This is a genomic window from Phocaeicola vulgatus ATCC 8482, from assembly GCF_000012825.1.
GTDB classification, from domain to species: domain Bacteria; phylum Bacteroidota; class Bacteroidia; order Bacteroidales; family Bacteroidaceae; genus Phocaeicola; species Phocaeicola vulgatus.
In genome coordinates this window covers 3289925-3312164 of sequence record NC_009614.1, presented here as the reverse complement: position 1 = coordinate 3312164, position 22240 = coordinate 3289925, and the positions used below count along the sequence as shown (strand labels likewise).

Here is a 22240-nt window from a genome sequence, read left to right as displayed (position 1 = left end):
ATATTACCTATCTTTGCCGTGAGAAATACTTTTTAACAATGAGAAAAACAATTAATTGCTTTATTCCTTATAGGGAAAGCACAGCGGCAGAACAGACAATCCATGCTCTAAAAGAAAGTAGCATAGTCAACAAAATCTATCTGCTGAACATCGAACCCAACAAGACATTATCCACCCCCGAAGGATGCGAAATATTACCTGTTGATTCACTAACCAGTTCTAAGACAATGAAGATGATTGCTGAAAAAGCAGACACACCTTATATATTGCTCTACACCAAGACTTCTGCTTTGGAACTGGCTTACAAGGCACTGGAACGCATGACGGACTTCCTGCAGGACAGAGAATGCGGCATGGTCTATGCCGACCATCATGAATGGAAAAACGGAGAAAAGAAGAAACATCCCGTCAACGACTACCAACCCGGCAGTGTGCGTGATGATTTCGATTTCGGTCCGCTACTGATATTCAACAGAACGGAATTCATCCTCGCCAGCCTCCAAATGACAGAGGAAAGAGAGTATGCCGCCCTTTATGAACTGCGCCTGCTCCTTACCCTCCATTCTCATCTGGTACATATCAACGAATATCTTTATACGGAAACAGAAAGCGACAACCGCCTGTCCGGCGAAAAGCAGTTCGACTACGTAAATCCCCGTAACAGAGAGGTACAGATAGAAATGGAAGAAGCATTCACACGATACTTGAAATCTATCAATGCCCTCCTTGAACCCATATGTGTGGAAACGGATGTAAAGAAAGGAAATTTCGAGTATGAAGCCTCCGTCATCATCCCCGTGCGCAATCGCGCCCGTACCATTGACGATGCCATCCGGTCGGCACTCGCACAAGAAACACGCTTTCCATTCAACATCATCATCGTGGACAATCACTCGACAGACGGAACCACAGAAATCATCGGTCAATACAAGGACAACAAAGCGGTAATCCACCTTCAGCCCCAACGTACCGATCTGGGCATAGGGGGATGCTGGGACCTCGCAATCAACCACCCCCGGTGCGGACGCTTCGCCATACAGCTTGACAGCGATGACCTGTACAGCGACACCCATACCCTGCAAACCATCGTAGACACGTTCTACAAAGAGCAATGCGCCATGGTAATAGGAACTTACCGCATGACGGACTTCCGGCTGAACACCATCGCTCCGGGAGTGATAGACCATAGCGAGTGGACGAAAGAGAACGGACACAATAACGCATTGCGCATCAACGGTCTGGGGGCTCCGCGCGCATTCTTCACACCTATCCTGCGCGAAACAGGCGTGCCCAATGTCAGCTACGGAGAAGATTATGCCCTGGGACTCATTTTCTCGCGCCAATATAAGATAGGAAGAATCTATGATGTACTCTATCTGTGCCGCCGCTGGGAAGGGAACTCGGATGCCGCCCTGAGCATAGAGCAGACCAATGCCAACAATCACTACAAAGACAGCCTGCGCACCCGTGAACTGGGAATCCGCAAAAAATATACAGAAGAGCTGAAGAACCGGAATGAAATCAAGCGATTTATAGACAGCCAACTGGCGTGCTGGCCACTGGCACACCACAACCACGAGGCATTACAGACTATACAGACCAAGGAACTGTCCATAAACGGCTACACGTTTGTGGTACAGTGCAATGCACAGCGTGCGGTTTCGACTACCGCCAAAGTGGATAAGGACAGCATCCAAGCACGCCCCTGTTTCCTGTGCAAGGAAAACCAGCCTAAGGAGCAGAAAGCACTGGAAACCATCACCGCAAACAGAATATGCGTTAACCCTTATCCCATATTGCCGGATCACCTCACTATCGCCCATAAAGATCACATCCCCCAACTCATGGATGAGAATATTTTCAGTTACGATGACGTCCGTGCATTCGTACAGAAATATCCGGACTACGCCCTATTCTATAATGGAGCACATTGCGGAGCCTCTGCACCGGACCATCTCCATCTGCAAGGAGTCAGAAAAACTGATGTTCCCATCATCCCGAACGTACAACAGCTGATAACCCACGCACAGACAATCGATATACGTAGCATGTATTTTCCCTATCTAGAAGAAGAGGAAGATTATCCACTAGAATGTAGCCGAATTTACCTCAACACCAAGGACTATCCCTGTCCTTTGGTAATCCTCTCAAGCAACACGCATTATGACGACTCCCTGTTATACAGTGCCCTCGCCGCTTTCCCACCGGATGAAGACGGACAAGAAGCGAAGTTCAACCTGCTGTTATGGAAGGAAGGCCATCTATACTATACGGTGGTTTTTCCCCGCAGCAAGCACCGTCCCGACTGCTACTTTGCAGAAGGCAGCGAACAGATGCTCATCAGTCCGGGAGCTTTGGACATGGCTGGCGTAATCGTCACCACCCGTCAGGAAGATTTCGACAAAATAACAGAAGAAAAAGTGGCATCCATCATAAAAGAAGTGGGAATAACGGTAGAAGAAGCCGAGAAGATACCCGGACGTTATTTTGACGAGAAAGCAAAAAGATAGAGAGAACACGAAGAGATGAAGGAATTACAGCAAGCCCAAAAACAAGACGAATAACAATGAAAGAACCCGAAATAAGCGTAGGAATAGTAAACGCACAAGAAATTCATTTTTCACTGAACGGCAATTTTTTCGCTAAAGGAGAAACGGTCTGTGGTGAACAACAAGTAGCCTTCAGCGAAGGAGGTATTCTGTGGAATGGTAATCTTTACCGCGAACTGACCTTCACTCCACAAGACGAACATGCCTCGTTTTCATTATATGACGTAACCATCGGAATTAATTTCCACTGGGAACGGCAAGAAACCCAAAGTTTTATGGGAACACTGAAACTAGTGGTGGACGAAGGCAAAATCACCGCTATCAATATTCTTCCCGCCGAAGACTATCTGATAAGCGTCATCTCCTCGGAGATGAACGCCACTTCCTCTTTGGAGTTTCTGAAAGCCCATGCCGTGGTATCACGCAGCTGGCTGTTTGCCCAAATAGAGAAACGCAAGGCCTTGAGTGACAAAAACGAAGGCTTTTTCTCCTTTATCAAAACCGATACCGAATACATCCGCTGGTACGACCGCGAAGATCATACCATATTCGATGTTTGCGCCGATGACCATTGCCAACGCTACCAAGGAATAACCAAAGCATCCAGTGCCGCCGTGACCGAAGCAGTAAGAGCCACCCGCGGACAATTGCTGATGTATGAACGCGGCATTTGCGATGCCCGTTTCTCCAAATGCTGCGGAGGTGCAAGCGAGGAATTCGGATACTGCTGGGAAGACAAGAATTATCCCTACTTGTCTACAATCCGTGATGCGGAAGAAGAAGAAAACCGCCCGTTACCCGATCTGACCAAAGAAGAAGAGGCAGAGCGTTGGATACGTACTTCTCCTGTTTCGTTCTGTGATACCCACGATAAAAAAGTCATTTCACAAATTCTGAACAACTACGATCAGGAAACTACAGATTTCTATCGTTGGAAAGTACGTTATTCCCAGGCAGAATTATCCGAACTGATCCGTCAAAATACAAAATCGGATTATGGGGACATCATCGACCTGATTCCTATCCAACGCGGCAAATCCGGACGTATCTGCAAACTGAAAATTGTAGGTTCGCTAAAAACATTGACTATCGGAAAGGAACTGGAAATACGCCGCACTCTATCTTCTTCCCACCTGTTCAGCTCAGCCTTTGTAATAGATAAGGGAGAACTGAAAAACGGCGTTCCCGAATGGTTTCTGCTGACCGGCGCCGGCTGGGGACATGGAGTAGGGCTCTGCCAAATCGGGGCTGCCGTAATGGGAGAACGGGGATATACCTACGATGAAATTCTATTGCATTACTATAAAGGTGCGGATATCCGCCGTTTTTATTAACAGGCCCCGCCCACATGGGCGGGGATTCCATTCGGACTCTTTAAAATGAAAGGAACCATGAAAAACAAGCATACCTCGCCATGGGCATGGATACCCACTCTATACTTTGCACAAGGGCTGCCCTATGTGGCAGTAATGACCATTTCGGTCATAATGTATAAAAGATTAGGCATCAGCAATACCGAGTTAGCTTTTTATACCGGCTGGCTCAACCTGCCTTGGGTTATCAAGCCTCTATGGAGCCCTTTCATTGATCTTATCAAGACGAAACGCTGGTGGATTATCACCATGCAACTTTTAATCGGCGCAGGACTGGCGGGCATAGCCTTCACCATCCCCACAGAGCATTTTTTCCAACTCACTTTGGCCGTTTTCTGGTTACTGGCATTCAGCTCCGCCACACACGACATTGCTGCCGACGGCTTTTACATGCTGGCACTGGACTCGCATCGGCAAGCCCTGTTTGTAGGAATCCGCAGTACCTTCTACCGTATTGCAACCATTGCGGGACAAGGATTACTTATCATGCTTGCAGGAAGACTGGAAATAATGACAGATAATATACCATACGCTTGGTCCCTCACCTTTTTTGTATTGGCCGGACTTTTCCTTGGAATATGGATTTATCATAAGTTTGTTCTTCCCTGTCCGGATTCAGATCATACTTCCAAAGAAGTTTCCGCTTCCAATCTGCTCAAAAAGTTCTTTGGTACTTTTGCCAGTTTCTTTCAAAAAAAGCAGGCAGGCATTGCCATTCTTTTCATGTTACTCTACCGTTTGCCCGAAGCTCAACTGGCAAAAATGTGCATTCCTTTCCTTATAGACCCCGTTGAAAAAGGTGGTTTGGGGCTGACAACCGAAGAAATAGGTTTCGTACAAGGTACTGTCGGCATCATCGGACTTACCCTAGGAGGTATTTTAGGAGGAATAGCCGTAGCCCGTAACGGTTTGAAACAATGGCTCTGGCCGATGGTATGGGCCATTTCCTTACCCGATTTAGTCTATGTTTATCTCAGCTATATCCAGCCTGATTCTTTATATCTCATCAATATTTGCATCTTTATAGAGCAATTCGGTTACGGATTCGGTTTCACAGCCTATATGCTCTACCTTATTTATTTTGCAGACGGAGAACATAAAACAGCACATTATGCCATTTGTACCGCATTTATGGCATTAGGCATGATGATTCCGGGAATGGCTGCCGGCTGGCTTCAGGAACAGATGGGATACACCCATTTCTTTATATGGATTATGATATGCTGCGTTATCACCTTCGGAGTAACGGCTCTGCTAAAAATTGATCCGGAGTTCGGCAAGAAGAAAGGTTGATCCGACCTTTATTTCAGCCTGTCCTCGGAAAGACAGGCGGATTGTGGCTCTCTGGAAGGAATCAGGGAGGGTGTCGCAGATATGTACACGCTGGCCCGCACACAAAAAACATATGGTTCTTTTTAGAGTTCATTCTCAAACATAGCGGCACAGTTGGGAAGGGTCCGTTAGAAATTCTGAAATTATAGGCTCCGCACTTCAGCATTTGTTTTAATTCGTTTTTCCCTTCTCCTTTCATTTACCGTCAAAACACCCTGCCGGTGGGTGTTCCGGTGATGAAGGGGCATCCCGTCATTGTCCTTTCATCCTCCTTTTCTGCTAAATCCATAATGATTCATTTTTATACATGGCAAAAATATAAGAATGAAAAAAGAGCGACAAGATAGAATCGCGGAGACGCTTACCGTTGAAACGGGAGTGAGGGGAAGCGGTTCCAGTTTTAACCGCTTGATTGACTGTGTGTTTTTAATAAGATGAAAGGATAAATGGAGAAGGAAGAATATCGGCTTAGTGATGGAGTAATGTACGCTGAACATGATAGGCATATACGCTGAAACATGCTGACCTTTTTTTAAAACGCCCTTGTCTTTTTTTAAAAGGCGGTTATCTTTTTTTAAAAAGGTGCTGATGTTTTCTAAAAACATAAAGACATATTCAACAACATCAGTAACGTAAAGCTTGCAACATACGTTGGCATCGGGCTACATATACGCAAGCATAAGCCAACACGTACTTATGTACGTGTATCAAGTTCCGCAATATCTTGTTACAAGGTTTACCCAATCTTGCACCAAGTTCCATTGGATTTTGCGCCAGGATTCGCCATACTGTCCTCCCCTCTTTGACACATTGTACAAAATATAAAGTCATAGAAGCTTTTAATTAAAAAATAAGATAAAGTCCTTTCAACAAAATAATTATTATATTTGTTTCATATCCAAACAATAACATAAAAGATACATATATGAAAAAGATTATTTTATTAGTATTCGTCACCTTGTTTTGCTGCGTAGGCTACTCACAAGCACAAACAACAAAAAAAATGACTCGTCAGGAAAAGAAAGAGGCGCAAAAAGCTATGGAACAAGCCTTGTTCGAAGAAGCCAGACAAGCTATAGAAAATAAAGCGTTCACACTGGAAGCTGACCGGGTTATATTTAAAAGAGGAAGAAATGCCTTTGTTTCTTCTAATACCAATTTTGTAATGGTAGACGGTGATAAATCATCTGTGCAGGTAGCATTCAACATTCCTGCCAGCGGTCCTAACGGATTAGGAGGTGTCACTGTAGACGGCAATGTTTCCGGTTACAAGATCAAAACCGACAAGAAAGGAAGCATATATCTGACAATGAGCGTAATGGGTGTAGGTATATCTGCTCAGGTAAGTATAACATTACCTTATGGAAGCAACAATGCCACCGTAGATATACGCCCCAACTTCAATTCCAACCGTCTGACTTTATCCGGTGAAATACTACCGCTTGACAAGTCAAATATATTTAAAGGAAGGTCTTTCTAATCACTTTATAGTTCATAGAAAATAAGCCCCGGAAATTTTGTTAAAGCAGATTTCCAGGGCTGTTCTTTTCTCATTCATTCCTCTTCACACCTTTAATTTCAGCTCCTCCAAAACACACTTCAGCAACCGGTTTTTCCGTTTCAGTAATAAATTACTACCTGTTTATGACAAAGCTTATTATATTTATACCGGATTTCAATAGGAAAACAACATAAAATAAAAAAGTAGGTATTATGAGAAAAGTTGTAATATTAACATTAGTAACCTTGTTTACCTGCGTAGAATACTCACAGGCACAAACAACAGAAAAGGAAATGACACGTCAGGAAAAAAAAGCGGCTCAGGAAGCTTTGGACAAAATGTTATTTCAGGAAGCCAAAGAGGCAATAGACAACCAAACCTTTGTACTGGAAGCGGACAGAGTTTACTTTAAATACGGAACCTCCGCTTTCGTTTCATCCAACACCAACTTTGTAGGACTGGACGGTGACAAGGCCGTGGTGCAAGTAGCATTCAATGTACCTTTCAGCGGTCCGAACGGACTAGGAGGTATTACCGTAGACGGTAATGCTTCGAACTATAAAGTAAAAACCGACAAAAAAGGTAATATTCATGTCAGTATGAACGTGATGGGAATCGGAATCTCAGCCCAAGTAAACATTGACATACCTTATGGAAGCAACAATGCGACTGTAGATATTCTTCCGAACTTTAATTCCAGCCACATGACTTTATCCGGTCAAATATTGCCACTAAAGAAAGCCAATGTGTTTAAAGGACGCTCACTATAAACTACTTAACTAAAATTATAGGAATATGAAGAAGCTACTATTTCCACTATTCATGCTTGCCATGATAGTTACCTCGTGCGAGAAAGATCCGGATATGAATAAACTGGATAGTGACTACAGCGTTTACACTGATTATGACAACAGTGTACATTTCAATGAGTTTTCCACCTATTACCTGCCAGATAGCATTCTGGTTCCGGACAACAGCCTGAAAGCCAATTATTGGAAAGATGAAAATGCCCAAAACATTATCAGTGCAGTGGCCCATGAAATGGAACAGAAAGGCTATGTACGGACGGAAGATAAAGAAAAAGCCAATGTAGGCATTCAGTTGTCATACGCCCAACAAAGAATACAAATGACCACAGGAGGATGGTATGGCGGCTGGTGGGATGCCGGATTCTGGGGGCCCTACTGGGGAGGAGGATGGTATTATCCTTATCCGGTAACTTACAGCTATGACACAGGAACCCTGATTATGGAGATGGTTGATTTAAGACAACCTGCCGATAAGTCCAACCAGAACAAACTGCCTGTCATCTGGCATGCCTATGCGTCAGGACTGCTATACGGAAACTCCCATTTCAATATGCAGTTGACATTAAATGCCGTCAATCAGGCATTTGCACAATCTCCTTATCTGTCAAACAAACAATAAAACCGGAAAATCATGAAAACGAAAATATTAAAACACAGAGTTCCCCAACGTATCCTCATCGGAATGTTACTAGTTCTCTTTTGTTTCACAAGTAAAGCACAGACCTGGGAAAATGTACATTTTAACGTAGACTGGCAGATGAATGTGCCGTTGAACAGCAACTTTGCCGATAAATTCAGCGGGTGGGGAATGAACTTTGAAGGAAAATATGATCTGACGCCCTATTGGGCTATAGGAGCTTTCCTTAATTTTCATACCAATCACCGATATGTGGACCGCCGGACCATCCCCCTCACCCCAACGGCTTCATTGACAACAGACCAGCAACAATCAGCGTTCCAACTACCCTTCGGAATATCTGTATCCTACAAGTTACCGGATAACAGGTATGTAAAACCTTACTTCGGAGTCAAATCGGGTGCCATGTATTCCCAAAACTCCATTTACAACAATCTGGTACAATGGTATGAACGCCCGTGGGGATTCTATGTTTCACCCGAACTGGGAATGGATATTCATCCGGTGCCTTATCAACGTCTGGGATTTCATGTAGCCGTATATTATAGCTACGCAACCAATAAAACCGATATCCTGACTTATTCTGAAGATGGAAGGAATAGCATGGGTGTACGTGTAGGAGTTTGTTTTTAATCCATACTAAGCGTTTGCTCATAAAAGAGGAGATTTGGAAAGTATTCTATTCTTTTCTGAATTTCCTCTTTTTTTCATATTTTTGTAAAATAACCCAAATCATTTTCAACAGCGGAATGGCTATGCAAAATAAATACAATCAATTCTTCAACTTTTTCCTGTTTTCAGGGCTGGCATGTTTCTCATACCTTTCGCTGGTACTATATACCGACCTTACGCCTCAACATCAGAAAATATTAATCTCCTCTTTGGGATTTATTTCTGTGGTGTTCATATTCAATCTGGTAGGCTTCAGTCTGATAGTCATCAACCGGTGGCTGAAAAAAAGCTCTCTATTCTTTATCAAGAAGAGAAACAAGCTGATTATCAACTGCATTTTGATTGCAGCTATTCTTTTCTTCATGAATTACGCTACTCTGACCATCTGTAAAGTATTGCTGGAACTGCCTTTCCCATTTGTACTGAGCAGTCCGGGTCTGCGCTTGATCATGATTATATGGTTGGTAGAAATTGTGATTGTGAGTTTAAGTATCACGAGCGCTTTTTACAGGCAGCTGGTTATTCTGCATGAAAAAACAACCAAGCTGGAAGAAAGTTCCATCAAAGCGCAATACACGGCTTTACAAAATCAATTAAATCCACATTTCCTGTTCAATAGTTTGAATACTTTAATATCCGAAATAGAATATAATCCGGAAAACGCAGTAGTTTTTACACAAAAGCTATCAGATGTTTACCGTTATATCCTAAAAAGTCAGGAACAAGGACTTGTCACTTTACGTGATGAACTGGAATTTCTGGATTCATATATCTATCTGCATCAAGTGCGTCTGGGAAAATGCATTCAACTGGAAAACAAAATGACCCCCACGTTATTGAACAAGAAAATCCCTTCATTAACCCTACAGTTACTTATCGAAAACGTGATAAAACATAACATCATCAATATGGAAAATCCAATGGTCATCCATTTGGATTATTCTGACAAAGATCAAACTCTTTCCGTAAGAAACAAGATCAAATTAAAAAAGGATGTTGCAAAATCAGGAATGGGACTGAAGAACTTATCTGCCCGCTATCTGCTGATTTGCAACTTGCATATCACAATTATTGACGATTCTGAATATTTCACCGTAAAAATACCTTTACTGAATGAATAAGATAAAAGCCGCTATTATAGAAGATGAAATTCCTGCAGGACGCCTGCTACATAAAATGTTGTCAGGATTAAGGCCAGACTGGGATATAGTTGTATTGCCCGGCAGCATAGAGGGATCTGTAAAATGGTTTCAGGAGCATCCACACCCGGATATAATCTTTCTGGATATCCAACTGACCGACGGCATTTCTTTCGCTTTCATAGAACAGGCCCAACCCGAAAGTATGATTATTTTTACCACCGCTTACGACGAATATGCCATACGTGCTTTTACTGTAAACAGCATAGACTATCTGCTGAAACCAATAAACAGGGAAAGATTGGCCGAAGCCATCGAAAAGTTTGAAAGATTAACTGCCAGATATGGCAATACCACCCTATCGAACCCATCCAATGAATTACTGAACCTACTGAAAAATATAAGTAATCCGGAAAAAAAATACCGTACCCGCTTCCTGATATCAGGAGACGAAAAGCTGTATACCTTGCAAGTAGAAGATATAGCTTATTTCTATTCTGAAAACAAAATTACCTTTGCCGTCACAAAAGAAGGAAAAGAGCATATCATAGATTTATCGCTCGACAAACTGTCCGAACAACTAAACCCCGATATTTTTTTCCGCACCAACCGGCAAACATTGGTCAGTGTACATGCCATACAGAAAATAGAAAACTATTTTTTAGGAAAAATAATAGTACAGGTAAAACCGCCATTTAAAGATAAAATTACTGTAAGCAGAGAAAAGATAGCTGCAATGAAGCTGTGGCTCAATTATTAAAAAAGTCTGTTTATATGAAAAAGCACTAACTTATAAGTAATAGGAACAGAGTTACTAAAATAATATAAGAGCCCGACAAATAAATACGGAAAACAATGGATATCGGATAAATTTATACTATTTTTGTAAGACTAACAATCATCTTATTATCCGATATGATAGTAATAGCAGACAGTGGTTCCACCAAAACAGACTGGTGTCTGGGTAACACCAAGACAAACAGCAGGACAGTTCGAACAGGAGGTATCAACCCCTTCCACCAATCAGTTGATGAAATAAAAGAAGTGATTGCCTCCACACTAATTCCCCAGTTGGGAGACACCACTGAATTTACAACTATTTATTTCTATGGTGCAGGATGTATTCCCGAAAAGACGAATATAGTGAAAACAGCTTTGGCGCAGAACTTCCCCAAAGCGAATATCCTTGTCGAAAGTGACTTGTTAGGTGCCGCCCACGCCCTATGTGGTAAAACGGCAGGAATTGCATGTATTTTAGGAACCGGATCCAACTCTTGCTTTTATGACGGGGAAAAAATAACAGCTAATATTTCTCCGTTAGGGTATATTTTAGGAGATGAAGGTAGCGGAGCCGTATTAGGGAAACGTCTGGTAGGTGATTTACTGAAACACCAACTTCCCGATGACCTTTGCCAAGATTTCCTTAAAGAATACGATTTGACCCCGGCACTGATTTTAGATAAAGTATACCGACAGCCTTTAGCCAACCGCTTTCTGGCGGGTCTGACTCCTTTTCTTTTCGCCCACAAGCACAGACCAGAGATACGGAATCTATTAATTTCCTGCTTCACTGATTTCTTCACCCGTAATGTTATGCAATACGAATATCATGATATTCTTGTACATTTCACAGGTTCTATTGCATTTTTCTTTCAAGAAGAAGTAAAAGAAGCAGCTCTAAGACTGAATGTGTCCATCGGAAAAGTTTTAAAAAGTCCACTGGAAGGATTAAAGGATTATCATTTCGAAGTATGAATTTTATAAAAATAACCGAACAACCGTCCATACATGAGGATTTGGAACAAAAATCCGTCAGAGAGTTACTGGAAGGTATCAACGAAGAAGACCGGAAAGTAGCCTCAGCCGTTCATGCCTGCATACCACAAATTGAAAAACTAGTAAATGAAATAGTAGAACGTATGCATCAAGGAGGACGCATATTCTATTTGGGAGCCGGAACCAGTGGACGCCTAGGAGTATTGGACGCTTCTGAAATTCCACCCACTTTCGGTATGCCTGATACCTGTGTCATAGGTATTATAGCCGGTGGCGAACAGGCTTTGAGACGTCCCGTAGAAAATGCTGAAGATGATAGTCAAAAAGGCTGGATGGAACTGCAAGACCATCACATCACAAATAAAGACATTCTGATAGGCATAGCGGCATCGGGAACAACTCCTTATGTAATAGGAGCACTGCAAAAAGCAAGAGAACACGGAATATTAACAGCAAGCATCAGCAGCAATCCGGGCTCTCCCCTCTCGAGTGTGGCAGATATACCCATCGAAATGATAGTAGGTCCGGAATTTATCACAGGCAGCTCGCGCATGAAGAGCGGCACAGGGCAAAAAATGATACTGAATATGATAAGTACCACCGTCATGATAAAACTGGGCAGAGTAAAAGGAAACCGGATGGTAAACATGCAACTCAGCAATCGAAAACTAATAAACCGAGGAGTGCAAATGCTGATTGACGAATTACATATTAATAAAGCAGAAGCAAAACAATTACTGCAAGAACAGGGTTCTGTTAAAAAGGCATTGGACGCTTACAAAACAAATAATTGTATCACTAAAAACAACTGAAGTATGAAAAGTTGGAAACTGGAAGCCGTCATCCTTGCTATAGGCATGTTGGTGATGGGGTATTTTATCAAACAGGGATTGGATACTTTCTCTGGTAAAGACAGAGTAGTGAATGTGAAAGGTCTGGCAGAAATGGAGGTGCCGGCCAATAAAGTAACTTGGCCTTTGATGTATAAAGACCTGGGAAATGACCTCCCGACCTTATATAACAAGATAAATGCAACCAACCAAGCAATTGTCGGTTTTTTGAAACAGAAAGGAATCACTGAAAACGAAATCAGTATCAATGCACCGGAAATTATAGACATGCAAGCCGAACGTTATAATAATAATTCAGTTCCCTTCCGCTATAATGTGACCTCTGTCATCACGGTTACTTCAACTAAAGTAGATCTGGTGAGAAAGATGATCAGCGAACAAAGCGAACTCTTAAAGCAAGGTATCGCTATTACGGGTGGAGATTATCGTTACAATGTGCAATATGACTACACCGGTTTAAACGACATCAAGCCTCAAATGATAGAGGAAGCAACTAAAAACGCACGGGCGGCAGCCGTTAAATTCGCCAAGGACTCGGACAGCGAACTTGGTAAGATAAAAAGAGCCTATCAGGGACAATTCAGCATTGAGGATCGTGACGCCAACACTCCTTACATCAAACGCATCCGCGTTGTAACCACCATTGATTACTCTTTGGAAGATTAAATTCCCATTTGGCGGAGCATATCAAACAAAGCTTCTTTGTTCAGAGGCTTGGACAAATAACCGTTAAAGCCTCTGGACATTACTTTCCGCTTATCTTTCAGAAGTATTATTCAAATTATAGTAATTGGTCTTTTCAACCAAAAAATTCCGATCAACCAAAATTATATATGCATCCACATTATACAATATGGTATCCGAATTTTTTTTCACCAAACACACCCCATTTTTCTTCTTAACGAACTCCTGTTCCCAACTTTTCCTCTTTCTTGTCTCCCATCCCCATAAAAGACCTAAAAGTAGAACCAAACAAACTAAAATGAACGCTACCATATTTTAATAGGTTAAATTTCTACAAATGTACAAACATAAATTAAAAACAACGATTATATCCCATTTAAATCTTAATCAGCAAGAAATTTCAGTAAACTTGTTTGTGTTTCAGTATTTTGTTGTATCTTTGCGCCCGAAATTAGATAAACAATATAATGTCTAACGTAATTAACTGAGAATTTTAACAATTTTATTAATGGAAAATTTAAAAAACATCACTCCTGTTGAAGATTTCAACTGGGATGCTTATGAAAACGGCGAAGCTGTAACCAGCATGAGCCACGAAGATCTTGAAAAAGCTTATGACGGTACGCTGAACAAAGTAAACGACCGCGAGGTTGTAGACGGTACTGTTATTGCAATGAACAAACGCGAAGTAGTTGTCAATATCGGCTACAAATCAGACGGTATCATTCCTTTAAATGAATTCCGTTACAATCCAGATTTGAAAATAGGTGATACTGTAGAAGTATACATTGAAAATCAGGAAGACAAGAAAGGACAGTTAATTCTGTCACACAAAAAAGCACGTGCTACTCGTTCTTGGGACCGCGTAAACGCTGCTCTTGAAAATGAAGAAATTATTAAGGGTTACATCAAGTGCCGCACTAAGGGTGGTATGATTGTGGACGTATTCGGTATCGAAGCATTCTTGCCGGGTTCTCAAATTGATGTGAAACCTATCCGCGACTACGATGTATTTGTAGGTAAGACAATGGAATTCAAAGTGGTTAAAATCAACCAGGAATTCAAAAACGTTGTTGTTTCTCACAAAGCTCTTATCGAAGCTGAACTTGAACAGCAGAAGAAAGAAATCATCGGTAAACTTGAAAAAGGACAAGTACTGGAAGGTACTGTTAAAAATATCACATCATACGGTGTATTCATCGACCTTGGTGGCGTAGACGGTTTGATTCACATCACTGACCTGTCTTGGGGCCGTGTAAGCGATCCGAAAGAAGTTGTAGAACTCGACCAGAAGTTGAACGTTGTTATCCTTGACTTCGATGACGAAAAGAAACGTATCGCTCTTGGTTTGAAACAACTGACTCCGCACCCATGGGATGCTTTGGATGCTAACCTGCAGGTAGGTGACAAGGTGAAAGGTAAAGTAGTCGTTATGGCTGACTACGGTGCATTCATCGAAATCGCTCCGGGCGTAGAAGGTTTGATCCACGTATCTGAAATGTCTTGGTCACAGCACTTGCGTTCTGCTCAGGACTTCATGAAGGTAGGTGACGAAGTAGAAGCTGTTATCCTGACACTTGACCGTGACGAACGTAAGATGTCTTTGGGTATCAAACAGCTGAAACAAGATCCATGGGAAACTATCGAAGAAAAGTATCCTGTAGGTTCCAAGCACACTGCAAAAGTTCGTAACTTCACTAACTTCGGTGTATTCGTAGAAATCGAAGAAGGTGTAGACGGATTGATCCACATCTCTGACTTGTCTTGGACTAAGAAAGTAAAACATCCTTCTGAATTCACTCAGATCGGTGCAGACATCGAAGTTCAGGTATTGGAAATCGACAAAGAAAACCGTCGCTTGAGCCTTGGTCACAAACAGTTGGAAGAAAATCCTTGGGATGTATTCGAAACTGTATTTACTGTAGGTTCTGTACACGAAGGTACTATCATCGAAATGTTGGATAAGGGTGCTGTTGTAGCTCTTCCTTATGGTGTAGAAGGTTTTGCAACTCCGAAACACTTGGTAAAAGAAGATGGCTCTCAAGCCCAATTGGATGAAAAACTGTCATTCAAAGTAATTGAATTCAACAAGGATGCCAAGAGAATCATCCTGTCTCACAGCCGCATTTTCGAAGATGCTGCCAAGGCAGAAGAAAGAGCTGAAAAGAAAGCAGCTTCTAATGCAAAGAAAACAACTAAGAGAGAAGAAGCTCCTGCTATCCAAAATCAGGCAGCCTCTACCACTTTAGGCGATATCGATGCTTTGGCTGCTTTGAAAGAACAGTTGGAAAACAAAAAGAAGTAATCAGTTTACTTTAAGATAAGCCAAAAGGATGCATTTATTAAAATGCATCCTTTTTTTATGCCATTATTTCTTAAAAAGGAAAATATTCTATGGGATATCCGTAATAAAACCGTATCTTTATAGAGTAATAAAATTTCGAGTTAGTATTTCATAACGACTTCTCCCCCGTTTTCTTATTACCTCACTATTAATTCCATACACTTCCCCGTAGCAGGCCGAACTGTATATTACTAATTTAAAAAGAATCAAATGGCGAAACCTATTTCATTTACCAAACGAGATCTAGAAAAGAAAAAACAAGAAAAGCGTTTAGCAAAACAGCAAAAAAAAGAAGAAAGAAAAAGTAACGGCACATCTTCCTTTGAAGATATGATTGCCTATGTAGACGAGAACGGTATGATAACCGATACTCCTCCCACTCCTAATAATAAACCACAAGAAGTGGATATGTCCACCATTGAAGTTTCAACTCCTCGTAGAACTGAAGAACCGATAGAACTAGTACATGAAGGAAGAATAGAACACTTCAATGTATCCAAAGGATATGGATTTGTAAAAGATTTGAAGAATGCAGAGAAATACTTCTTTCATATTAGTGGACTGATAGATAATATCATAGAAAATAACATCGTGACTTTTGAACTGGAAAAAGGGTCACGTGGCATGAATGCTGTGAAAATAAAACTTAAGAAATAGTTCAATCCTATAATGCCGTTTTTACGGCATTTTTTATTTTCCATTCAAAAAAGATAGTATCTTTGTAACGATGGAGAAATTTGAAGTACATATATTAGGATGCGGGTCAGCATTGCCGACCACACGGCATTTTGCAACATCACAAGTCGTAAATATCCGTGAAAAACTATTTATGATAGACTGTGGTGAAGGAGCACAGATGCAATTACGCAAATCAAAACTGAAATTCACCCGGCTAAACCATATATTCATTTCACATTTGCACGGTGATCATTGTTTCGGACTAATGGGACTGATATCAACTTTCGGTATGCTGGGAAGGACAGCCACACTCTATATTCACTGTCACGCAGAATTAGAACGTCTTCTTACTCCACAACTCGACTTTTTTTGCAAAGGTATGAGTTACAAAGTCGTTTTCCAAACTTTTGATCCGGGCAAAGCTGAAATAATTTATGATGACCGTTCGCTAACCATAGAAACAATTCCCTTACGTCATCGGATACCAACATGCGGATTCCTCTTTTCAGAGAAACAGATCCCCGCCCATATTCGTCGCGACATGATTGACTTTTATGAAATCCCCGTATACGAACTCAACCGGATAAAGAATGGCGCCGATTACACATTACCGGACGGAAAAATAGTACCAAACAACAAATTGACTATCCCTTCTGCCCTTCCCCGCCGATATGCCTATTGTTCAGATACTATTTATTTGCCACATATCATAGAACAAATATACGGAGTGGACCTGTTATTTCATGAAGCCACCTTTGCACAAAGCGAACAAGCCCGTGCGAAAGAAACCTTTCACACAACTGCTTCGCAAGCTGGAGAAATCGCCCGTACCGCAAAAGTAAAACAACTTCTTATAGGACATTTTTCAGCCCGCTACGAAGATGAAAGCATATTGTTACAGGAAGCATCGGATATTTTTCCTAACACTCTACTTGCACGGGAAACATTAAAAATTTCAATAGAATCCATTAAACCATAACATAAACCGGATATCTAATTTAAAAATAGGAACATGAACACTTATAATGAGAAAGAAATAATAGCGTTATTACAGGACCCGGCACGACAAAAAGAAGCCTTCGAATGTATTGTCAACGAATACAGCGAACAGCTATATTGGCAGATACGCCGGATGGTACTTTCTCATGAAGATGCCAATGATCTGTTACAGAATACATTTATCAAAGCATGGACTAATCTAGAGTATTTTCGTGCCGAAGCCAAAATGTCGACCTGGCTTTACCGCATAGCTTTGAATGAATGCTTGACCTTTTTAAATAAACAACGTGCCACCAACCAATTATCCATAGACGACGCTGATGCAGATATGGTGAACAAACTGGAAAGTAATACATATTTTAATGGAGATGAAACTCAAATATTATTTCAAAAAGCATTACTGACGCTCCCTGAAAAGCAGCGTATAGTATTCAATTTAAAATACTTTCAAGAAATGAAATATGAAGACATGTCTGAAATATTAGGAACAAGTATAGGGGCACTGAAAGCCTCCTACCACCATGCAGTGAAAAAAATAGAGAACTTTTTAAAAGAATGCCTTTAAACCTTTTTAAAAGAAATGTATCTAACAAAGAAAGGAGAACCACTATGAAGGAAGAAGATGAACTATTAAAAAAATGCGGGACAAAAAATCCATTCATGGTACCCGAAGGTTATTTCGACAACTTCTCAAAAGAGTTGATGAATAAATTGCCGGAGAAGGAACAAACTTCTGCTCCGCAAGAAACAATAACTACTTGGCAACGTATCAAGCCTTGGATATATATGGCAGCTATGTTTTGTGGATTGATGTTCAGCGTCAGAGTTGTTGTAGGTCCCCCTAAACAAGACACTCCTATTTTTACAGCAGCGGAAACTGAACAATTCTCAGACGAATATATTGAAACGATTTTAGATCATTCCATGATGGATGATTATACGCTCTATCAATACTTGACAGATGCAAATTCAGATATGTATAATTAAATAATAACCACATGATACAAAGACTGGCAACCTTGCTTATCACTTTATATATAAGCATTTCGCTACAGGCGCAAGACAAAAAGAAACCTGGTTTCACCAAAGAAGAATTCAGAGCTAGACAAGAAGCATATCTCACGCAAAAAGCAGAAATAACGCAAGAAGAGGCCACTAAATTCTTCCCTATCTACTTCGAATTACAAGACCGTAAAAAAACAGTAAATGATAAAGCATGGGAGCAAGCACGCAAAGGCAAAAATCCTAAAACAACCGATGCCGAATACGAACAAATTATAGAAGGTATTGTCAAAGCAAGGATTGAAGCCGATAAATTGGATTTGGAATATCTACAGCGCTTTAAAAAAATCTTATCTCCCAAGAAAATATATAAGTTACAACGTGCAGAGATTAAATTCCACCGTGATATCTTAAAAATTATGCACCAATCTCAAAAAAAATAAAAGCAACAAGAGATATTTCCAACTTTTTCCCCAAATCTATCAATCAACTTAGATTTGGGGATTTTTGTATGTAAAAAGTTCAGCGGAACGACAAAATGATTAAGATGTTTCTTTTATAAAAACAAGTTAATTTTCTTGCTTGTTTAAGTTTTTATTACATTGATTAGAATATACTTTTATTTTTAAACATTTGTCATCGAAAATATTTTGATTTATTAGATTTTATTCCTAGGTTTGTACAAACCATAAACTCACAAATCTATTACAAACATTATGAAAAAGACACTATTACTACTATTCGTATGCTTATTCGTAGGAATAAGCCATGCACAAGCACAGGTAACAGTGAAAGGAACCGTTATCTCAAGCGAAAACAACGAACCGGTAATCGGAGCTTCCGTATTGGTAAAAGGAACAACCAATGGAACAATCACCGACATCAATGGTCAGTTCACACTTACAAACATCTCACCTACCAACAAAACAATTATTGTTTCTTTCATTGGAATGGAAACCCAAGAAGTAACCATCAAGCCGGAAATGAAAATTGTTATGACTTCAACAACAGAAGTGATGGAAGAAGTTTTGGTAGTTGCTTATGGTACTGCAAAAAAATCAGCTTTTACAGGATCTGCAAAAATGATTCATACAGAACAAATAACTAAACGTCCGGTTACTAATGTCATAGAAAGTTTATCTGGACAAGTGGCAGGCCTACAAATGACAATGACAAATGGGCAGCCTGGAGAAACTCCAAGCATTCTGATACGTGGCATCAGTTCAATGAGCGCAAAAACAGATCCCCTCATCGTATTAGACGGTATGCCATACGAAGGAGGATGGAATAACATCAATCCAGCAGATGTAGAATCTATTTCTGTACTAAAAGATGCAGCATCCACAGCTCTTTATGGTGCTCGAGGTGCTAACGGTGTCATAATTATAACAACAAAATCAGCTAAAGCAGGCGATGCAAAAATCACAGTAGACGCTAAATGGAGTGCCAATACCCGTGGTGAAATAGAATATGACTACATAAAAGATCCAGGAGAATATTATCAAGCACACTATAAAGCATTATACAATTATTATTTAAATGCCCAAGGACAAACTCCTGACCAAGCATATGTCAGCGCAAATACTAATATGATAGGAACCAACAGTCAAACCGGTGGTTTATCCTACAACGTATATTCATATCCTGAAGGAGAATATCTGATTGGTAAAAACGGTCTTCTTAATCCTAATGCAAAATTAGGACGGATAGTAAACGGTTATTATCTCACTCCCGACAATTGGGTCGATGCTGTATATCATACAGCATTACGCCAAGAATACAACGTCAATATTTCAGGCGGAAGTGATAAAGCACAAATCTATGCTTCTTTTGGATATTTAGATGAAGACGGTATAGCAGAAGGGTCTGATTATAGCCGTATCACCGGTCGTTTGAAAACCACATATCAGGCTAAACCGTGGATGAGATTTGGCGCCAACATCAGTTATACACATTCAATACAGAATTCAGCCGCTGGCGGTTTTAGCCAAGCTTTCAATACAGCTCCCATATATCCACTTTACCTACGTGATACAAATGGTAAGATCATGCAGGATAAAAATGGTGACATGTACGATTTCGGAGTATCCAACCAAGGTCCTCTAAACCGTCCTATCAACCCGAACTCTAACGGAATAAAATTAAGTCAGCTCGATACATATAACACCTCTGCAAATACTTTGAATGGAGACGCATTTATAGATGTTAATTTCCTGAAAGACTTCAAATTCACATTCAATGCAGGCACTTCGATACGTGACAGCCGGTACAAAAATGCTTTAAATCCTTTTTATGGAACAGCAAATTCTTTGAATGGAAGCATCAATGTCCAGCATTGGCGTCGAACAACCCTCAACCTACAACAAATATTAAATTATAATCATAGCTTCGGATTACATAACGTTTCATTGATGGCAGGTCATGAAAGCTTTAATAACGTTTATGAAGAATTATACGCAGCCAAAAACAGTATGTTCTCTTTTTTTCAGAATCAAGAATTAAACGGTGCCATCAGTGGTACCAACGATGAGTCATCCTATAAGAGTAAATACAATACTGAAGGATATTTATTCCGAGGTATGTACGACTATGACGGCAAATATTTTTTCCAACTTTCTTACCGGCGCGATGCCTCTTCCCGCTTTCACCCGGATAATCGCTGGGGTAATTTCTACTCTGTGGGAACTGCTTGGATTCTTACCAAAGAAAAATGGTTGGATGACATTAAATGGCTCGATTTATTAAAACTAAAGTTTTCTGTAGGTCAACAGGGTAATGACAGAATAGACGATTTCTTATATGTAGATACTTACAATATCAATAACAGCAATAATGAGTTATCATTAGGTTTTTCCAGAAAAGGAAATAAAAATATTACCTGGGAAACCAATACAAATATAAATTTAGGTATAGAATTCGAACTATTAAAAGGCAGATTAAGTGGCAGCATAGAATATTTCAATCGCAGAACAACTGATATGCTTAACCGTTTTTCTGTACCTTTATCATTAGGGTACTCAGGCTATTATGACAATATTGGTGACATGAATAACAAAGGTGTTGAAATTGATTTAAAATATATACCAGTCAAGACTAGAAACGTAACATGGAATATTGGCTTTAATGCAACACATTATAGAAATAAGATCAGCCGTCTTGCAGAAAGTAAAAAAACAGACATTATAGATGGACATGCCGGTTATGTAAACGGTCTGTATTATTACGGAGAAGGACTTCCAATGTATACTAACTATGTTCAAAAATATGCAGGTGTGTCCGAAGAAGGCAAACCACAATGGTATTATACAGATAAGCAAACCGGTGAGATGAAAACAACAACAACCTATTCTCAAGCTGATCTATACTTATGTGGTGACGCTGTTCCAGACCTATACGGTGGTATCAATACCTCTCTTTCATTTTATGGTTTTGATTTCTCTACACAAATAAACTACAGTATAGGAGGTCAGGCATACGACTATGGTTACCAAGCATTAATGTCACCTCCTACTTCAACTCATTTAGGATACAATGTTCACAAAGATATTTATAAAGCATGGAGCCCGGAGAATACTCAAAGTGATATTCCACAATGGCAATTCAATGACCTGTACAGTGTAAAAACATCCGACAGGTTTCTAACTAATGCATCTTCCATAAGTATTCAAAACATTCAATTAGGATATACTTTCAGCAAAAAAACACTTAGAAGTCTATATCTAACTAATCTGCGCATTTATGTGGCCTGTGACAATGTTTATTATTGGTCAAAAAGAAAAGGTTTCGATTCACGCGTAACATGGAACGGAAATAAAGATTCATCCGGAGAATATTCAGCCGTACGCGCATTCTCCGCCGGTCTAAGTTTACAATTCTAATCAACACATAAACAAT

At 40.4% G+C, this 22240-nt stretch carries 19 protein-coding genes and 1 pseudogene; all 20 read left to right on the top strand.

The features are described 5' to 3' along the window. The first annotated feature begins 38 nt into the window (after nucleotides 1-38). The 20 genes and pseudogenes from BVU_RS13075 (at nucleotide 39) to BVU_RS12975 (ending at nucleotide 22224) form a co-directional block, all read left to right on the top strand. On the top strand, nucleotides 39-2510 hold the full coding sequence (locus tag BVU_RS13075) for a DUF4922 domain-containing protein (RefSeq protein WP_005847327.1): 2472 nt from the start codon (nucleotides 39-41) through the stop codon (nucleotides 2508-2510). A gap of 56 nt (nucleotides 2511-2566) precedes the next feature. Then, nucleotides 2567-3883 (top strand): SpoIID/LytB domain-containing protein, encoded by a 1317-nt coding sequence (locus BVU_RS13070; RefSeq protein ID WP_005847325.1) that lies wholly within the window; start codon nucleotides 2567-2569, stop codon nucleotides 3881-3883. Between the two features lie 57 nt (nucleotides 3884-3940). Beyond that, entirely contained in the window at nucleotides 3941-5215 is a 1275-nt protein-coding gene (locus BVU_RS13065) for an MFS transporter (RefSeq protein ID WP_011965657.1), read from the top strand. Nucleotides 5216-5236: 21 nt separating this feature from the next. Then, nucleotides 5237-5403 (top strand): annotated as a pseudogene (locus BVU_RS23035) (glycosyl transferase); the annotation flags it as partial. Nucleotides 5404-6179: 776 nt separating this feature from the next. Further along, nucleotides 6180-6734, top strand: a complete 555-nt coding sequence (locus BVU_RS13055) for a DUF4251 domain-containing protein (protein WP_005847321.1) — start codon at nucleotides 6180-6182, stop codon at nucleotides 6732-6734. Nucleotides 6735-6967: 233 nt separating this feature from the next. Further along, entirely contained in the window at nucleotides 6968-7525 is a 558-nt protein-coding gene (locus tag BVU_RS13050; protein WP_005847317.1) for a DUF4251 domain-containing protein, read from the top strand. A 25-nt stretch (nucleotides 7526-7550) separates the two neighbouring features. Further along, nucleotides 7551-8183 (top strand): DUF4136 domain-containing protein, encoded by a 633-nt coding sequence (locus BVU_RS13045; RefSeq protein WP_005847315.1) that lies wholly within the window; start codon nucleotides 7551-7553, stop codon nucleotides 8181-8183. A 12-nt stretch (nucleotides 8184-8195) separates the two neighbouring features. Beyond that, nucleotides 8196-8834 (top strand): outer membrane beta-barrel protein, encoded by a 639-nt coding sequence (locus BVU_RS13040; RefSeq protein WP_005847313.1) that lies wholly within the window; start codon nucleotides 8196-8198, stop codon nucleotides 8832-8834. Nucleotides 8835-8950: 116 nt separating this feature from the next. Then, nucleotides 8951-9994, top strand: a complete 1044-nt coding sequence (locus BVU_RS13035) for a sensor histidine kinase (RefSeq protein WP_005847311.1) — start codon at nucleotides 8951-8953, stop codon at nucleotides 9992-9994. After that, nucleotides 9987-10772, top strand: coding sequence for a LytR/AlgR family response regulator transcription factor (locus BVU_RS13030; RefSeq protein ID WP_008669963.1), 786 nt, complete (start codon nucleotides 9987-9989; stop codon nucleotides 10770-10772). Before BVU_RS13035 ends, BVU_RS13030 begins: the two co-directional genes overlap by 8 nt. Nucleotides 10773-10927: 155 nt before the next feature. Beyond that, on the top strand, nucleotides 10928-11767 hold the full coding sequence (locus tag BVU_RS13025) for an ATPase (protein WP_011965655.1): 840 nt from the start codon (nucleotides 10928-10930) through the stop codon (nucleotides 11765-11767). Next, nucleotides 11764-12600, top strand: coding sequence for an N-acetylmuramic acid 6-phosphate etherase (gene murQ / locus BVU_RS13020; protein WP_011965654.1), 837 nt, complete (start codon nucleotides 11764-11766; stop codon nucleotides 12598-12600). Before BVU_RS13025 ends, murQ begins: the two co-directional genes overlap by 4 nt. Before the next feature lie 3 nt (nucleotides 12601-12603). Further along, nucleotides 12604-13305, top strand: a complete 702-nt coding sequence (locus BVU_RS13015) for an SIMPL domain-containing protein (protein ID WP_005847301.1) — start codon at nucleotides 12604-12606, stop codon at nucleotides 13303-13305. Between the two features lie 526 nt (nucleotides 13306-13831). Next, nucleotides 13832-15628: a 30S ribosomal protein S1 gene (rpsA, locus tag BVU_RS13005; RefSeq protein WP_005847297.1), complete on the top strand. Its 1797-nt coding sequence runs from the start codon at nucleotides 13832-13834 to the stop codon at nucleotides 15626-15628. A gap of 249 nt (nucleotides 15629-15877) precedes the next feature. After that, nucleotides 15878-16324, top strand: coding sequence for a cold-shock protein (locus tag BVU_RS13000; RefSeq protein WP_005847295.1), 447 nt, complete (start codon nucleotides 15878-15880; stop codon nucleotides 16322-16324). A 70-nt stretch (nucleotides 16325-16394) separates the two neighbouring features. Continuing rightward, the gene (locus BVU_RS12995; protein WP_011965653.1) at nucleotides 16395-17324 is read left to right on the top strand and encodes a ribonuclease Z; all 930 of its coding nucleotides are present in this window, start codon (nucleotides 16395-16397) and stop codon (nucleotides 17322-17324) included. Nucleotides 17325-17357: 33 nt separating this feature from the next. Further along, nucleotides 17358-17909: an RNA polymerase sigma factor gene (locus tag BVU_RS12990; protein WP_011965652.1), complete on the top strand. Its 552-nt coding sequence runs from the start codon at nucleotides 17358-17360 to the stop codon at nucleotides 17907-17909. 44 nt (nucleotides 17910-17953) lie between these two features. After that, nucleotides 17954-18331, top strand: coding sequence for a hypothetical protein (locus tag BVU_RS12985; RefSeq protein ID WP_005847289.1), 378 nt, complete (start codon nucleotides 17954-17956; stop codon nucleotides 18329-18331). 11 nt (nucleotides 18332-18342) lie between these two features. Then, entirely contained in the window at nucleotides 18343-18789 is a 447-nt protein-coding gene (locus tag BVU_RS12980; RefSeq protein ID WP_005847287.1) for a hypothetical protein, read from the top strand. Between the two features lie 273 nt (nucleotides 18790-19062). Next, a complete protein-coding gene (locus BVU_RS12975; RefSeq protein WP_011965651.1) occupies nucleotides 19063-22224 on the top strand; it encodes a SusC/RagA family TonB-linked outer membrane protein in 3162 nt (1053 codons plus the stop codon). Nucleotides 22225-22240 lie beyond the last annotated feature (16 nt).

What these genes read in the sequence shown, in the direction of transcription:
- BVU_RS13075 (WP_005847327.1), top strand. Translation starts at nt 39, where the DNA reads ATGAGAAAAACAATTAATTGCTTTATTCCTTATAGGGAAAGCACAGCG.
- BVU_RS13070 (WP_005847325.1), top strand. Translation starts at nt 2,567, where the DNA reads ATGAAAGAACCCGAAATAAGCGTAGGAATAGTAAACGCACAAGAAATT.
- BVU_RS13065 (WP_011965657.1), top strand. Translation starts at nt 3,941, where the DNA reads ATGAAAAACAAGCATACCTCGCCATGGGCATGGATACCCACTCTATAC.
- BVU_RS13055 (WP_005847321.1), top strand. Translation starts at nt 6,180, where the DNA reads ATGAAAAAGATTATTTTATTAGTATTCGTCACCTTGTTTTGCTGCGTA.
- BVU_RS13050 (WP_005847317.1), top strand. Translation starts at nt 6,968, where the DNA reads ATGAGAAAAGTTGTAATATTAACATTAGTAACCTTGTTTACCTGCGTA.
- BVU_RS13045 (WP_005847315.1), top strand. Translation starts at nt 7,551, where the DNA reads ATGAAGAAGCTACTATTTCCACTATTCATGCTTGCCATGATAGTTACC.
- BVU_RS13040 (WP_005847313.1), top strand. Translation starts at nt 8,196, where the DNA reads ATGAAAACGAAAATATTAAAACACAGAGTTCCCCAACGTATCCTCATC.
- BVU_RS13035 (WP_005847311.1), top strand. Translation starts at nt 8,951, where the DNA reads ATGGCTATGCAAAATAAATACAATCAATTCTTCAACTTTTTCCTGTTT.
- BVU_RS13030 (WP_008669963.1), top strand. Translation starts at nt 9,987, where the DNA reads ATGAATAAGATAAAAGCCGCTATTATAGAAGATGAAATTCCTGCAGGA.
- BVU_RS13025 (WP_011965655.1), top strand. Translation starts at nt 10,928, where the DNA reads ATGATAGTAATAGCAGACAGTGGTTCCACCAAAACAGACTGGTGTCTG.
- murQ (WP_011965654.1), top strand. Translation starts at nt 11,764, where the DNA reads ATGAATTTTATAAAAATAACCGAACAACCGTCCATACATGAGGATTTG.
- BVU_RS13015 (WP_005847301.1), top strand. Translation starts at nt 12,604, where the DNA reads ATGAAAAGTTGGAAACTGGAAGCCGTCATCCTTGCTATAGGCATGTTG.
- rpsA (WP_005847297.1), top strand. Translation starts at nt 13,832, where the DNA reads ATGGAAAATTTAAAAAACATCACTCCTGTTGAAGATTTCAACTGGGAT.
- BVU_RS13000 (WP_005847295.1), top strand. Translation starts at nt 15,878, where the DNA reads ATGGCGAAACCTATTTCATTTACCAAACGAGATCTAGAAAAGAAAAAA.
- BVU_RS12995 (WP_011965653.1), top strand. Translation starts at nt 16,395, where the DNA reads ATGGAGAAATTTGAAGTACATATATTAGGATGCGGGTCAGCATTGCCG.
- BVU_RS12990 (WP_011965652.1), top strand. Translation starts at nt 17,358, where the DNA reads ATGAACACTTATAATGAGAAAGAAATAATAGCGTTATTACAGGACCCG.
- BVU_RS12985 (WP_005847289.1), top strand. Translation starts at nt 17,954, where the DNA reads ATGAAGGAAGAAGATGAACTATTAAAAAAATGCGGGACAAAAAATCCA.
- BVU_RS12980 (WP_005847287.1), top strand. Translation starts at nt 18,343, where the DNA reads ATGATACAAAGACTGGCAACCTTGCTTATCACTTTATATATAAGCATT.
- BVU_RS12975 (WP_011965651.1), top strand. Translation starts at nt 19,063, where the DNA reads ATGAAAAAGACACTATTACTACTATTCGTATGCTTATTCGTAGGAATA.